Here is a 13,639-nt window from a genome sequence, read left to right on the forward strand (position 1 = left end):
GGCAATTGCTGTCTCATGTCTCGCATTGAAACCACCGATGTCGTCATCATCGGCGCAGGCCCCTCCGGCGCGATTGCCGCCGCCTTGTTGCGCCAGCAAGGCCGCCGCGTGCTGGTACTGGAACGCGAAACCTTTCCGCGTTTTTCGATCGGGGAAAGCTTGCTGCCGCAAAGCATGGCGTATATCGAAGAAGCGGGTTTGCTGCAGGACGTGGTCGAAGCGGGTTTTCAGTACAAGAACGGCGCAACCTTTGCGCGCGGCGCGACCGAGACGACGTTTTTTGATTTTCGCGAGAAGTGGAGCGCGGGTTGGGGTACCACCTATCAAGTGCAACGCGGCGCTTTCGATAAAGTACTGGCTGATGGCGCGGCGCGCACGGGTGCGGAATTCCGCTATCAACAAACCGTGCTGGCCGCCGAGGTCGAGGGCGAGCAACCGGCGCTGACCGTCAAAGACAACGCCAGCGGCGAGCAGTACCGCGTAGAAGCGCGCTTTGTGCTGGACGCCAGCGGCTTTGGCCGTGTGCTGCCGCGCTTGCTGGATCTGGAAACACCGTCCAGCTTTCCGGTTCGCGGCGCGCTGTTTACCCATATCGAGGACCGTACCGCGCCGGGTTCGTTTGATCGCAACAAGATCATCATCACCACCCATCCCCAGCACGAAGCCGTGTGGTACTGGACCATTCCGTTCAGCAACGGCCGCTGCTCGCAAGGCGTGGTGGCCGAACCGGCGTTTCTGGCGCAATACAGCGGCGACGATCAAACCCGTTTGCAAACGCTGGTGAACGAAGCGCCCAACCTGAAAGCGCTGCTGGCCGACGCCGTGTGGGATACCCCGGTGCGCCAGATCACTGGTTACGCCGCTAACGTCAAATCGCTGTACGGCAAGCATTTTGCGTTGCTGGGCAATGCCGGCGAGTTTCTCGACCCGGTGTTCTCATCGGGCGTAACGATTGCGATGACGTCGTCGAGCCTGGCCGCCAAAGCGCTGGGGCGCATGCTGGATGGCGAAACCGTGGATTGGGAAGCCGACTATGCCGTGCCGCTGAAGCGTGGCGTGGATGCCTTCCGTGCCTTTGTGACGGCCTGGTATGACGGACGCTTTCAGAAACTGATCTATTACAAAGGCAAGAACGAGGAAATCCGCCGCATGATCGCCAGTATTCTGGCCGGTTACGCCTGGGACGAAACCAATCCATGCGTACGTGCGCCCGAACGTTGGCTGGCGGCGCTGGATGCGGCGGTGAGCGCCTGATGCTGCGTTACATACGTGCCCTGTTGTTGCTTGTGCTGCTGCCGCTGGCCGGTTGCGCCAGCTTGCTGACGCGCGATCTGCCTTTGCTGCAGATTGCGCCGTCCGCGCTGGGCACGCCGCGCACGGTGCAACAGCAAACGCAGATTACCTGGCCGACTGGCAGCGCGGTGATGGAGTCGGTGCTGCAACTGGAGCCCGATCAGCTCACCATGATCAGCAGCGCCATGGGCGTACGGCTGGCTACGCTGAACTACGATGGAAAGAATCTGGATGCGCAATTGGTGCCCGGCATGAAACTGCCGCCGCAGCGCATCCTGAATGATTTGTTATTGATTTATGCGCAGCACGACGCACTGGCGGCCGCCTTGCCGCACGGTTGGCGCGTGGAAGACACCGTCGCGGCGCGCACGTTGTGGCGCGATGACGCGGTGGCAGTCGATATCCAGTACGACCAGCCCGACCATTGGCAAGGCCAGGCGGTGCTGCATCATCATCAGTTGTATTACACGCTCACCATTACTTCGAGCGACGTGCAATGACCTGTTATATCAACGCGGTGGGCGCACTGTGCGCCTTGGGCAATACGCTGCAGGACATCCGCGAGCATCTGTTCGCCGGGGTCAGCCCAGGCCTGCGCGCCACCACGGCGTATAGCCCGCAACGCGAGATGTTTTTGGGCCAGGTGGATGCCGAACTGCCGTCGGTCGAGCATTTGCCGCTGCCCCTGCGTTCGCGCAATAACGCCATGCTGCTGGCCGCGCTGGCGCAAATCCGGCCCGCGCTGGAGGCGCTGACGCGGGATGTAGCCCCGGAACGCATCGCCATCGTGGTGGGCTCCAGCACCTCGGGCATTTCGCACGGCGAAGACGCCATGCGCACATGGGTGGAACAGGGCGATTTGCCGGATGACTTTCATTATCGGCAGCAAGAATTGGGCTCGCCGGCGGCGCTGCTAGCGCATGAACTGGGCGTGACGGGCCCGGCGTATTGTATTTCGACCGCCTGTACTTCGGGCGCGAAGGCGATTGCCGCAGGCGCGCGCTTGCTGCAGCACGATGTGGCCGATGTGGTGATTGTGGGGGGCGCCGATACGCTGGCGCGCTTTACCGTGGCGGGTTTTGGCTCGATCGAATCGATTGCCCCTGGCGTGTGTTTGCCGTCATCCGTTAACCGCCGTGGCATTAACCTGGGCGAGGCGGCCGCGCTGCTGGTATTAAGCAAAACCCCGGCGACTGTGCGTGTGGCTGGCTGGGGCGAAAGCTCGGACGCGCATCATATTTCCGCGCCGGCCCCGGATGGGCGTGGCGCACGCGCCGCCATCGAACAGGCTTTGCAACGCGCGGAAATGACGGCGGCCGACATCGGCTACGCCAATCTGCACGGCACCGCCACGCCGCAAAATGACGCGATGGAACACGCTGCGGTCGCCGCGTTGCTGCCCGGCGTGCCCGCCAGTTCCACCAAGGCGCTGACCGGGCATTGCCTGGGCACCGCCGGATCTCTCGAAGCCGTATTGGCCTGGCTGACGCTGACCGACCCCGCACACCGGCTGCCGCCGCATTGCTGGGATGGCGCAGCCGACCCGGCGCTGGCGCCGCTGCCGCTGGTGGCCGTCGGCCAGACCGCCGCAGTACGCGCCGTTATCAGTAACTCGTTCGCCTTTGGCGGCAATAACATTGCTCTGGTCCTTGCAACATGAAGCCACATTCCTTTCCTATCGCCGATCTGGTGCCGCACGCGGGCCCGATGCTATTGCTGGACGCACTGATCAGCGTCGACAGCCACACGCTGACTGCTCGCGTTACACCGCGCGCCGATGGCTTGTTTGACCTGAACGGCGAAGTGGGCGCGTGGCTGGGCCTGGAATATATGGCGCAAACCACGGCCGCGCTGGCGGGCTGGAACGGTTTGCAACGCGGTGAAACCCCGCGTGTGGGCTTTATTCTGGGCACGCGCCGCTATATCACGCACGTCGCCGGCTTTGCCGTGGGGCAACCGCTGTTGATTACCGCGACGCGTGAATTTGAAGCCGATAACGGCATCGCCGTGACGCAGTGTCGCATTACCAGCCCGGATGGCACGCTGCTGGCCGAGGCCATGATTTCCGCCTATCAGCCAGATGATCTGGCCGCATACCTTAAAGAGCACGCATGAGTTCTTCCGCTTCTACCGTCCTCGTCACCGGTTCCAGCCGCGGCATCGGCCGCGCCATCGCATTGCGCCTGGCGCGCGAAGGCTACGATCTGGTGCTGCACTGTCGCAGCCGCCGCGAACAGGCCGAGGCCGTCGCCAACGAGATCACCGCGCTGGGCCGCCGCGTACAGATCCTGCAGTTTGACGTCGCCGACCGTCTGGAGACCCGCGCCACGCTGGAATCGTATGTGGCGCAGCATGGCGCGCCGTACGGCGTGGTCTGCAACGCGGGCATCGCCGCCGATGCGCCGTTCCCAGGCATGAGCGAAGTGGATTGGGATAGCGTCATCCTCACCAATCTGGATGGCTTTTATAACGTGCTGCAACCGCTGGTAATGCCAATGATCCAGACGCGCCGACCCGGTCGCATCGTGACCTTGTCGTCGGTATCGGGCGTGATCGGCAATCGGGGCCAGGTGAATTACAGCGCGGCCAAGGCGGGCATTATTGGCGCAACCAAAGCGCTGGCGCTGGAACTGGCCAAGCGCAAGATCACCGTCAATTGCGTGGCCCCGGGCCTGATCGACACCGAGATGGTCGACCCCATCGTGCTGGAAGAGGCGCTCAAAATGATCCCCGCCAAACGCATGGGGCAGGCCGAAGAAGTGGCGGCCGCGGTCAGCTTTTTGATCTCGCCGGATGCCAGCTACATTACGCGTCAGGTGCTGCAGGTTAACGGAGGCCTGGCATGATGCGCCGCGTGGTCGTCACCGGCATGGCCGGCATCAGCCCCATCGGCAACGATTGGCCCAGCATTGAAGCCAGCCTGCGCGCGCGCCGCAGCGGCGTGCAGCGTATCGAAGCCTGGACCAACTACGACGGGCTGAATACCGCGCTGGGCGCACCCGCCGCGCCGTTTGACCTGCCGCCCGAAATCTATAACCGCAAACGCACGCGCAGCATGGGCCGGGTGGCGCTGATGGCGGTGCGTACCGCCGAGCTGGCGCTGGCGCAAGCCGGTTTGCTGGGCGATCCGGTCGTCACGGGCGGGCGCACTGGCGTGGCCTATGGCTCCAGCACCGGCACGCCCGATGCGGTGGCCGACTTTGGCAAGATGCTGTGGAACCAGTCCACGGAAGGCGTGAACGCCAATAGCTACCTGAAAATGATGGGCCACACCACGGCCGTGAATATCGCGGTGTTTTTTGGGCTGACTGGCCGCGTCTACACCACCTCCAGCGCCTGTACCTCGGGCAGCCAGGGCATCGGCTACGCGTTTGAGGCCATCCGTTATGGTCAGGCCGATGTGATGATCGCCGGTGGCGCCGAAGAATTGAGCGTGACCGAAGCCGCCGTGTTCGACACGCTGTTTGCCACCAGCACGCGCAACGATGCCCCCACCAGCGCGCCGCAACCGTATGACGCCAACCGCGATGGTCTGGTGATCGGCGAGGGCGCAGGCACGCTGATCCTGGAAGAGTACGAACACGCCGTCGCGCGCGGGGCCACCATCCACGCCGAGCTGATCGGCTTTGGCAGCAATTGCGACGGCAGCCACATTACGCAGCCCAATGCCAACACCATGGCCATCGCCATGCGGCTGGCGCTGCAGGATGCGCGGCTGGAGGCCGATGCCATCGGTTACGTTAACGGCCACGGCACGGCCACCGAGCAAGGCGATATCGCCGAAACGCAGGCCACGCACCAGGTGTTTGGCCCACGCATGCCCATTTCCAGTCTCAAAAGCTATATGGGCCATACGCTGGGCGCATGCGGCGCGCTGGAAGCGTGGCTGAGCATCGAGATGATGAACCGCAACTGGTTTGCGCCCACCATCAACCTGAGTACGCCCGACCCGCGTTGCGCCGAACTTGATTACATCGTCGGTGACGGGCGCGAGCTGGATTGCGACTATGTGGTTAGCAATAACTTTGCTTTTGGCGGCATCAACACCTCGCTGGTGTTTCGGCGCGTACGTTAAACGCGGCCAGGCCTTTATCGGCCCGATCGCGGACGAAAAAAAACCGGCTACCAGAGCCGGTTTTTTTATTGCTGAATGACTGCTTAGGCGGTCAGTTGCAGCAGCTTGTCGAACGCTTCGTCGAACAGCTTCAGACCTTCAACCTGCAGTTGTTCACCGATCAGGTTGTAGTTGATGCCCAGGTTGCGCAGGGCAACCAGTGCTTGCACCGATTCTTCGATTTGCGTGTCGAGCTTGTTTTCAGCAACGCCGTGGTCGCGGAAGGCGTCCAGGGTAGCGTCCGGCACGGTGTTAACCGTTTCCGGGCCGATCAGTTCTTCCACGTACATGGTGTCACGGAAGGCTGCGTTTTTGGTGCCGGTGGAAGCCCACAGCAGGCGTTGCGGGTTGGCGCCCTTGGCCTTCAGTGCAGCAAAACGGTCGCCGTGGAACAGCTTTTTGTAGTGCTGGTAAGCCACTTTAACGAAGGCGATAGCGATCTTGCCTTGCAGTGCCTTGGCTTCAGCGGAGCCGATCGCGTCCAGTTTCTTGTCGATCAGCGTATCCACGCGCGACAGGAACACCGAAGCCACGGCCTGGATCTTGTCGATCGGCTGGCCAGCGGCAACACGTGCTTCCAGACCGCGCACATAGGCGTTCAGGATGTCGTCAACGTGAACCAGGTTGAACATCAGCGTGACGTTAACGTTGATGCCCGAGGTGATCAGTTCTTCAAACGCGATCACGCCAGCCGGGGTGGCCGGTACTTTGATCATGGCGTTGGGGCGGTTGATGGCGGCCCACAGGCGCTTGGCGTTTTCGATGGTGCCAGCGGCGTCGTTAGCCAGAGCCGGCGACACTTCAAGGCTGACGTAGCCATCCAGACCATTGCTGTCACGGTAGATGGATGCGGTCAGATCGCAAGTGGCCTGGATATCCGGCACAACCAGCGCTTCGTAGCGTTGTTCGGCGCTCAGGTTCTGCTTTTTCAGTTCGGCCAGATCGCCTGCGTACAGGGCGTCGGAGCTGATCGACTTGTAGAAGATGGCCGGGTTGGAGGTGACGCCTGCAATGCCGTCTTCCTGCAACAGCTTGGCCAGTTCGCCCGATTTGATCAGACCGCGGGACAGGTTATCCAGCCAGATGCGTTGCCCAAAGGGCTTGATGGCAGCGATTCTACTCATTGCATTCACCTTAATCTTTGTTTGAAAAAACGGCGCGGACCCGCGCGATTCGCCGCGTATTATCCGCCAACCGAAAGGGTTTGACACCGATCGCCCGCTAAAAAATATGTGAAGTCGACGATCGCACGCGCCCATGGGTACGCCAGTATATGGGGCCGCCTGGCGAATTTAAAACACTCGCGTAAGTGTTTTCGGCAAACGGCGGGGTACTTTTGTTTAATAGTCAGCCAAAAGTTTAATCGGGTAAGAGTCGATGCGCCGGAAATTTGACGGCGAACTCGCTGCCTTCGCCCAGGCGCGATTTAACCTGTAACTGCGCCTGATGCCGCTGCAGGATGTGCTTGACGATGGCGAGGCCCAGGCCGGTGCCACCGGTGGAGCGTGAACGACCACGGTCAACGCGATAAAAGCGTTCGGTCAGCCGTGGCACGTGTTCGGGCGCCACGCCAATGCCGGTGTCTTGCACGCTGAAAACACCCTGGCCGTTATCCACGCGCCAGTTCAGCGTGATGGTGCCGCCCGCGGGCGTATAGCGGATGGCGTTGGACACCAGATTGCCAAACGCCGAATGCAGTTCGTCGTGATTGCCCATCAAACGTTGCGTGGCCAGCGTGCCCAGTTCGATGCGGTGCTTGCCTTGCGACAAACCATCGGCCTCGGCCTGCATCAGCACAATCAACTGTTGCACGTCGACTTCTTCTTCTTTCATTTGCTGGCCGTTTTCGAGCTTGGACAGCGTCAACAGATCATCCACCAGCCGCGTCATGCGCTGCGTCTGGTCATACATTAATTGCAGTTGTTGATTACGCGTGGCGGGTTCGAGGTCGGGCAAATCGATAAACGTTTCGATAAAGCCTCCCACCACCGTCAGCGGGGTACGCAATTCATGCGACACATTGGCGATAAAGTCGCGGTGTACGGTCTGCACCCGGTCCAGTTGGGTAATGTCGCGGCTGAGCAGCAATTTGCGCGTCATATCAAACGGCACCAGCTGCACCGACAACACGTGTTCTTGCGGCCGTGTAGTGCGCAACACCACCGGATGGGTGAAATCCTGACTGCGCAGATAATCGCGCAGGGCCGGCTGGCGCACGATGTTGGTGATGATCTGCCAGACGTCGCTCACGCGGTCGATGCACAGATGCTGCGTGGCGGCCGGATTGCACCATTCGATGCGGTCATGCTCGTCCAGAATCACCACGCCGTCAGGCAAGGCTTCGCCGGCGCTGGTAAAGCGGTCCAGCGCATGCGCCAGCCGTTCTTGCGCCTTCTTTTGCACGCGCACTTGTTGATACAGCCGGTCGAACACGTCCTGCCACATCAAAAAGCTGCCCGGCACATTGTCTACGCGCGGGTTCTGCATCCAGATATGCAGACGGCCCAGGTTGAAGAGATGAAAGGCGATGGCCAGCGACAACATCACAACCGCCATGCCAAGACCCCAGGTCGCACCACCGATCGCGCCTGCAAACAGGCACACCACGGCAATCGAGAGGTAATAAATCAGCGAACGCAGCCAGATCATTCAGGGTTTCCGACGCTGGAATAGAGAAGGGGGCGAACGGGCACACCGCATCCGACAGCCCATCGAGCCACGCGCTAAAGCGTGAGCGCCGACAAGCTTGCCAAGCTGATGTGACAGCGGTTTTTAGCGCGTCAAGGTGTGCAGTAGCGCCGCCATGATGCCACGAAGGCGGGCGGCTTACTGCGCCGAAAGGCGATAACCCGTGCCGCGCACCGTCTGGATCAGGCGATCGTAGCCGCTGATTTCCAGTGCCGAACGCAGGCGGCGGATGTGCACATCCACCGTGCGTTCTTCCACAAACACGTGGTCGCCCCACACCTGATCGAGCAACTGCGCCCGCGAATGCACACGCTCGGGGTGGGTCATGAAGAAGTGCAGCAGGCGGAACTCGGTGGGGCCAAGGTCGATCGCGTCGCCGTTGCCGGTCACGCGATGGGTAATCGGATCCAGCCGCAGACCTTGCACCTCCACCAGATCATCGGTCACTTGCGGCGAACGGCGGCGCAGCACGGCTTTGATGCGCGCTTGCAGTTCACGCGGGCTGAAGGGTTTGGTGATGTAGTCATCGGCGCCGGTATCCAGGCCGACGATTTTGTCCTGCTCGTCCGAGCGCGCGGTAAGCATGATCAGCGGAATCTGCTTGGTGCGCTCTTCGGCGCGCAATTTGCGGGCAAAGTCGATGCCGGTCATGCCGGGCAGCATCCAGTCCAGCAAAATCAGATCAGGCAGTGCGTTGCGCACGATATGCGACGCGGACTCCGCCGAATCGGCGCGCATGACGTGGTGACCAGCTTGCGTCAGATTGAAAGCGATCAGTTCCTGGATGGCTGGTTCGTCTTCGACAAGCAGGATATTGGCTGGCATTTAAACCTCAGTGGTACGGGGTGGCGCGGCAGCCGGATTAGTTGGAAGCGAGGGATGGCTGCCCCGAAATTGTTGCGAGATTAAGGCCTAAATGTGAACACAATATTACAAGTCTTTGGAGAGGAGGCCGTTGCAGCACATCCATTTTGCGTGCCGGCGGTGCGCGCAATGCTCATGGGCAACAAGCCCACTCCGCTTTCTGTGCTCCGGCGGCACGCAAACTGGACGCACTGCAACGGCCTCAACGCCGGGACTGTTGTTACTGGCAATGCGCTGCGCTATTGCTAAAGCCTTCAAACCCAACTCCAGCTAAAACAGTCGTGGCTCAGTCACCACGCCCACCCAATGTTGCGCAGCAACGAGGCAACCCCGTGTGCAAAACCCCAACCATTTCCTGAGCGGGCGAAGGTAGGAGACAGCGCAGCGGCTCCGACTGAGCCTCGCGTCCGCGGAGCGGCAGCTGCAAAACCCGGTTATGCAGACGGTTAGTTTCGGCTTTTGACCTTATCCCTTCTGCGCAGCTTTATCGCGCGGAGGGTCGCCTTTCTTTTGGTTACTTTTTCTTTGGCGAAGCAAAGTTGCACGATAAGTGTTCATTGAACACCGACGTGCTCCCGGGCACCCCCGGGTATCAAACATGCGCCGCAGGCTAAGCGGTTAAAGCTCTTCGACATAAGCCAAACCCCAAAACACGCGCCACAGGCCAAGCGGCTAAGGGTCTCTTCGGCATAAGCCGAACCTCAAAACATGCGCCGCAGGCTCAAGCCACCAAGACCAACTTCCCCGCCCAGCCCCAGCCCCACCCCCCACGCCGCTGGGGCTCCCATGTCGGATCGGGTACAATCGCCCCAAATTTTCAGGAGCGCTTATGGCTGGATTGACGCCAGATACCCCGCAGCCCACCGAAATCAAACTGCATAAAGCCTCGCGCGTGCTGGAGGTGGCATTTGACGATGGCCAGCGGTATCAGCTGACTTGCGAATACCTGCGGGTCTACAGCCCGTCCGCCGAAGTGCGCGGCCATGGCGCAGGCCCGGGCGTGCTGCAGGTGGGCAAGCAGAACGTCAGCCTGGTCGGCATCGAACCGGTGGGCAATTACGCCATCAAACTGGTGTTCGACGACGGACACGATTCGGGCCTGTATTCGTGGGAATACCTGTACGAACTGGGCCGCGACCACGCCACCAAGTGGCAAGACTATCTGCATCGGCTGGCGGCTGCCGGCGTGCCCTACGGCTCTCAGCATTGAAAGGGATGGACCTATGAGTGATCAAACCACGCATTTCGGCTTCAAGACCGTCGAAGAATCAGAAAAAGCGCAAAAAGTGGCCGAGGTGTTTCACTCGGTGGCGCAAAAATACGATGTGATGAATGACCTGATGTCGGCCGGCCTGCACCGCGCCTGGAAGTTCTTCACGATCGAAACCAGCGGCGCCAAAGCCGGCGACCGCGTACTGGATATCGCAGGCGGCACGGGTGATTTGTCCAAAGCGTTTGCACGCAAAGTGGGCAAAACCGGCCAGGTGTGGCTGACCGACATCAATAGCTCGATGCTGGGCGTGGGCCGTGATCGTTTACTGGATGCTGGCGTGGCAACGCCGGTGGCCCTGTGCGATGCCGAAAAGCTGCCGTTCCCGGATAACTATTTCAATATCGTCTCGGTGGCGTTTGGCCTGCGCAATATGACGCACAAAGACCAGGCGCTTAAAGAAATGTACCGTGTGCTCAAGCCCGGCGGCCGCTTGCTGGTGCTGGAGTTCTCGCGCGTGTGGGCGCCGCTCAAGCCCGCCTATGATCTGTATTCGTTCAAGCTGCTGCCGTTTATGGGCAAGCTGGTGGCCAACGATGCCGATTCGTATCAATACCTGGCCGAATCGATCCGCATGCATCCGGATCAGGACACGCTCAAGACCATGATGTACGACGCCGGCTTTGGCAAAGTGGACTACCACAATATGTCGGCGGGCGTGGTCGCCCTGCATAAAGGCATCAAGTTCTAACTGTCCGATCGCTCGCCATCCACCGCCCGGAGACACCGCATGCTTGCCAGTTTGCTCAATCGTTTGCTCGCTCATGATCACACCAGCAAAGTGGCGCTGGCGGGCTATGCCGGCCGCGTGGTGCGGCTGGTGCTGCCCGCGTTTTCGGGCACCTTGGGCATCCAGCCGGATGGCACGCTGCAAGATGTCGATATGCCTGCCGAGGCCACCATCACGCTGTCGCCGTCGTTCTTCAGTACGTGGTTGTTTGATCGCGAAGCGGCATCGCGCAAGGTGGGGCTGAATGGCGACGAGCAACTGGCCGCCGCCATTGGCCAGATCCTGTCGGGCGTGCGCTGGGATATGGCCGAAGAATTGTCCAGCCTGATTGGTGATGTGGCGGCCAACCGGCTGACGTGGTTTGCCGAACGTGTCGGCGGCATCCCCGGCGCCATCGGCTCGCGCCTGTTGCTGGAACTGGGCGAGTACTGGCGTGATGAAGCGCCGCTGTTGGCGCGGAAACAACATGTGGCTGAATTCTGCAGCGCCGTCGACACCCTGCGCGACGACGTCGCACGGCTGGAACAGCGGCTGCAGCGACTGGGTTAGTCGCGCCGCTGCCGGCCCCAGCCTCTTTCTTGAAAATATTCCGGGATTTCCATGCGGTTCTTCCGCCTGCTTAAAATTGCCTACGTGATTTATCGCTACGGGCTTGATGAATTCCTGCTCGGTCACGAGCGGGTGCGTGGCTTGTCGGTGCTGGTTAATCGCACCTTGTTCTGGCGCAAGATCAGCACGCCGCGCGCGGTGCGATTGCGTCTGGCACTGGAAGCGCTGGGCCCGATCTTCGTCAAGTTTGGCCAGGTTTTGTCCACTCGCCGCGACTTGATGCCGCCCGATATCGCCGATGAATTGGCGTTTCTGCAGGACCGCGTGCCCCCGTTTGCCGGCGATGTGGCGGTCACCGTCATCGAAACCGCGCTCGGCCGTCCGATTGGCGAACTGTATGCCGAGTTTGATCGCACGCCGGTGGCGTCCGCGTCGATTGCGCAAGTGCACCGCGCGCGCCTGAATGATGGCCGCGCCGTCGCCGTCAAAGTGCTGCGCCCAGGCATCCTCCCCGTCATTGAGAGCGATCTGGCCCTGATGGGCGTGATGGCGGGCCTGGTGGAGCGCTTGTTCCGCGATGGCAAGCGCCTGCGCCCGCGCGAAGTGGTGGCCGAGTTCGACAAATATCTGCATGACGAAGTCGATCTGATGGTCGAGGCGGGCAATGCCTCGCAATTGCGCCGCAACTTTCTGGGCTCGGACAAGCTGATCGTGCCCGAAGTGTTTTACGACTGGTGCGCGCGCGAAGTGGTGACCATGGAATGGATGGATGGCATCCCCATTGGCCGTATTGCGCAATTGCAGGAAGCCGGCATCGACCTTAAAAAGCTCGGCCGTTATGGCGTGGAAATCTTTTTTACCCAGGTGTTTCGCGATGGGTTTTTCCACGCGGATATGCACCCGGGCAATATCTTTGTCGCGCCGGATAACCGCTATATCGCGCTCGATTTTGGCATTGTCGGCACGCTGTCGGACTCGGATAAACAATATCTGGCCATCAACTTTCTGGCGTTCTTTAATCGCGACTATCACCGCGTGGCCGCCGCGCATATTGAATCGGGCTGGGTGCCGCGCGACACGCGCGTGGAAGAACTGGAAGCCGCGGTGCGCACCGTATGCGAGCCCATCTTCAACAAGCCGATTTCGCAGATTTCGTTTGGCCAGGTGTTAATGCGCCTGTTTGAAACGTCGCGCCGCTTTAATGTTGAAATCCAGCCGCAATTGGTGTTGCTGCAAAAAACGCTGCTCAATATCGAAGGCCTGGGACGCCAGCTCGACCCCGATCTGGACTTGTGGCAAACCGCCAAGCCGTTTCTGGAACGCTGGATGAACGAGCAGATCGGCTGGCGCGGGCTGTGGCGCAATATCAAGCACGAAGCGCCGTTGTGGACGGCGATGCTGCCCACGCTGCCGCGCAAGATCAACGATTTGCTGGCGCATGATCCGGCCGGCTTGCTGCAGCAGGGCTATCACGGCCTGGTGTGGGAACAGCGCAAACGCAATTACATCCTGGGCGTAATCGCGGCCTTGCTGGCGGGTATTCTGACGGCGGTGGTGTTGCGATGAACGCGTTTGATGCCGCCGGTTGGTACGCCAACGCGCGGCATGTGCCCAGCCCCAATCAATCGCCGCGGCCTGATGGCGTGGCGGTGGATGTGCTGGTACTGCATAACATCAGCCTGCCGCCGGGGCAGTTTGGCGGTGACACGGTCGAGCAGTTGTTTACCAATTCGCTTGCACCCACCGACCCGCTGTTTGCCGATCTGGGCGCGTTGCGCGTGTCGGCGCATTTTTTTATCCGGCGCGATGGGGCGGTGCTCCAGTTTGTGCCGGTGCTGCAAAAAGCGTTTCATGCCGGCGTTTCGCACTGGCGCGGGCGGGATAGCTGCAATGATTTTTCCGTCGGCATCGAGCTGGAAGGCACCGATCACATCGCCTACACCGAGCCGCAATACGCCGCCCTGATTGAGCTGGCGGCGCATCTGACCCGCTTTTGTGGCCTGCGCTGCGTGGTGGGGCATAACGATATCGCGCCGTTGCGCAAGACTGATCCTGGTCCATACTTTGATTGGCGGCGCATTTATGTTGCATTGCCGCAGCTGGAACCCGAATAGAGGTGCACCACAACGGC

At 60.8% G+C, this 13,639-nt stretch carries 14 protein-coding genes; 11 read left to right on the forward strand and 3 right to left on the reverse strand.

The window, feature by feature from the left end; genetic code table 11:
• Positions 1–15: 15 nt before the first annotated feature.
• From WG78_RS05510 to WG78_RS05535, 6 genes are read left to right on the forward strand one after another with little or no spacing between them, the layout of a single operon-like run.
• Positions 16–1,254 carry an NAD(P)/FAD-dependent oxidoreductase gene (locus tag WG78_RS05510; RefSeq protein ID WP_053936794.1) on the forward strand — a complete coding sequence of 413 codons (1,239 nt, stop codon included), beginning with the start codon at positions 16–18 and terminating at the stop codon, positions 1,252–1,254.
• On the forward strand, positions 1,254–1,793 hold the full coding sequence (locus WG78_RS05515) for a DUF3261 domain-containing protein (protein WP_053936795.1): 540 nt from the start codon (positions 1,254–1,256) through the stop codon (positions 1,791–1,793). Before WG78_RS05510 ends, WG78_RS05515 begins: the two co-directional genes overlap by 1 nt.
• Entirely contained in the window at positions 1,790–2,953 is a 1,164-nt protein-coding gene (locus WG78_RS05520) for a beta-ketoacyl-ACP synthase (RefSeq protein ID WP_053936796.1), read from the forward strand. The genes WG78_RS05515 and WG78_RS05520 overlap by 4 nt, the downstream gene beginning before the upstream one ends.
• Positions 2,950–3,408 carry a hotdog family protein gene (locus WG78_RS05525; RefSeq protein WP_053936797.1) on the forward strand — a complete coding sequence of 153 codons (459 nt, stop codon included), beginning with the start codon at positions 2,950–2,952 and terminating at the stop codon, positions 3,406–3,408. The genes WG78_RS05520 and WG78_RS05525 overlap by 4 nt, the downstream gene beginning before the upstream one ends.
• The gene (fabG, locus tag WG78_RS05530) at positions 3,405–4,139 is read left to right on the forward strand and encodes a 3-oxoacyl-ACP reductase FabG (protein ID WP_053936798.1); all 735 of its coding nucleotides are present in this window, start codon (positions 3,405–3,407) and stop codon (positions 4,137–4,139) included. The genes WG78_RS05525 and fabG overlap by 4 nt, the downstream gene beginning before the upstream one ends.
• Positions 4,136–5,368 carry a beta-ketoacyl-ACP synthase gene (locus WG78_RS05535; protein ID WP_053936799.1) on the forward strand — a complete coding sequence of 411 codons (1,233 nt, stop codon included), beginning with the start codon at positions 4,136–4,138 and terminating at the stop codon, positions 5,366–5,368. The genes fabG and WG78_RS05535 overlap by 4 nt, the downstream gene beginning before the upstream one ends.
• 83 nt (positions 5,369–5,451) lie before the next feature.
• Here the strand turns inward: WG78_RS05535 and tal are convergent, their stop codons facing one another.
• The 3 genes from tal to phoB all read right to left on the reverse strand — a co-directional run bounded on the left by tal (position 5,452) and on the right by phoB (position 8,920).
• Positions 5,452–6,531 (reverse strand): transaldolase, encoded by a 1,080-nt coding sequence (tal, locus tag WG78_RS05540; protein WP_053936800.1) that lies wholly within the window; start codon positions 6,529–6,531, stop codon positions 5,452–5,454.
• Positions 6,532–6,766: 235 nt separating this feature from the next.
• On the reverse strand, positions 6,767–8,056 hold the full coding sequence (phoR, locus tag WG78_RS05545; protein ID WP_053936801.1) for a phosphate regulon sensor histidine kinase PhoR: 1,290 nt from the start codon (positions 8,054–8,056) through the stop codon (positions 6,767–6,769).
• 177 nt (positions 8,057–8,233) lie between these two features.
• Entirely contained in the window at positions 8,234–8,920 is a 687-nt protein-coding gene (gene phoB / locus WG78_RS05550; protein ID WP_053936802.1) for a phosphate regulon transcriptional regulator PhoB, read from the reverse strand.
• 868 nt (positions 8,921–9,788) lie between these two features.
• Here phoB and WG78_RS05555 point away from each other — a divergent pair.
• Genes WG78_RS05555 through ampD form a run of 5 tightly spaced genes read left to right on the forward strand, consistent with a single transcriptional unit; the run spans position 9,789 to position 13,622 of the window.
• A complete protein-coding gene (locus WG78_RS05555) occupies positions 9,789–10,169 on the forward strand; it encodes a gamma-butyrobetaine hydroxylase family protein (protein ID WP_053936803.1) in 381 nt (126 codons plus the stop codon).
• 13 nt (positions 10,170–10,182) lie between these two features.
• Positions 10,183–10,920 (forward strand): bifunctional demethylmenaquinone methyltransferase/2-methoxy-6-polyprenyl-1,4-benzoquinol methylase UbiE, encoded by a 738-nt coding sequence (gene ubiE, locus WG78_RS05560; protein WP_053936804.1) that lies wholly within the window; start codon positions 10,183–10,185, stop codon positions 10,918–10,920.
• A 39-nt stretch (positions 10,921–10,959) separates the two neighbouring features.
• On the forward strand, positions 10,960–11,508 hold the full coding sequence (locus WG78_RS05565; protein ID WP_053936805.1) for a ubiquinone biosynthesis accessory factor UbiJ: 549 nt from the start codon (positions 10,960–10,962) through the stop codon (positions 11,506–11,508).
• A gap of 51 nt (positions 11,509–11,559) precedes the next feature.
• Complete coding sequence (gene ubiB / locus WG78_RS05570) at positions 11,560–13,074, forward strand: ubiquinone biosynthesis regulatory protein kinase UbiB (protein ID WP_053936806.1); 1,515 nt, start codon at positions 11,560–11,562, stop codon at positions 13,072–13,074.
• The gene (ampD, locus tag WG78_RS05575) at positions 13,071–13,622 is read left to right on the forward strand and encodes a 1,6-anhydro-N-acetylmuramyl-L-alanine amidase AmpD (RefSeq protein WP_053936807.1); all 552 of its coding nucleotides are present in this window, start codon (positions 13,071–13,073) and stop codon (positions 13,620–13,622) included. The genes ubiB and ampD overlap by 4 nt, the downstream gene beginning before the upstream one ends.
• Positions 13,623–13,639 lie beyond the last annotated feature (17 nt).

The sequence above is a fragment of the Amantichitinum ursilacus genome, assembly GCF_001294205.1.
GTDB classification, from domain to species: Bacteria; Pseudomonadota; Gammaproteobacteria; order Burkholderiales; family Chitinibacteraceae; genus Amantichitinum; species Amantichitinum ursilacus.